1 protein-coding gene is annotated in these 444 nt (G+C 39.9%); it reads right to left on the bottom strand.

The annotated features are described in order from the left end of the window. Nucleotides 1–300 (bottom strand): helix-turn-helix domain-containing protein (locus tag KMHG_RS17065; RefSeq protein WP_010285668.1); only part of this gene is annotated, 300 nt, incomplete at its 3' end. Between the last annotated feature and the right edge of the window lie 144 nt (nt 301–444).

Genomic DNA, 444 nt, shown 5'->3' with positions numbered 1-444 from the left:
AGGGTATTTGTTTTGCTTTTTAAAGAAACGGTCAAAGGCAGCTAATAGGTTTTCGTAGGAGGCTTGTAATGCCACACTATCTACGTTACGCAGCCAAGCAGTATCATCTTGTTTTTTCATTTTTGTCAGCATTTTAGACATCAATGAGCGGTTTAATCCTTTGCCATCTTCTTTATAAGACGTATTCCACAGTTCTAGAAAATGATTGTAGACAAAACGGCAATGACCATGTGTTTGATGAATGAGCGCTTGTTGATCTTTATTCGGATAGATACGGAACTGGTAAGCTTTATGCGGCATGACAAACACCTCCTTTTCCTCATATTTTAATAGGAACATGTGTTCTTTTCAACAAATTGGCACGCGCAAAAAGTTTGCGTTCGCATTCATCCCCTCCCTACTCACTGCGTTCCTTGAGGAAGGGGTCTTCTGCGAAAAAATGAT

Origin of the sequence: Kurthia massiliensis (genome assembly GCF_000285555.1) — a bacterium.
In the GTDB taxonomy this organism is placed as follows: domain Bacteria; phylum Bacillota; class Bacilli; order Bacillales_A; family Planococcaceae; genus Kurthia; species Kurthia massiliensis.
This window is presented reverse-complemented; position numbering and strand designations above follow the sequence as displayed.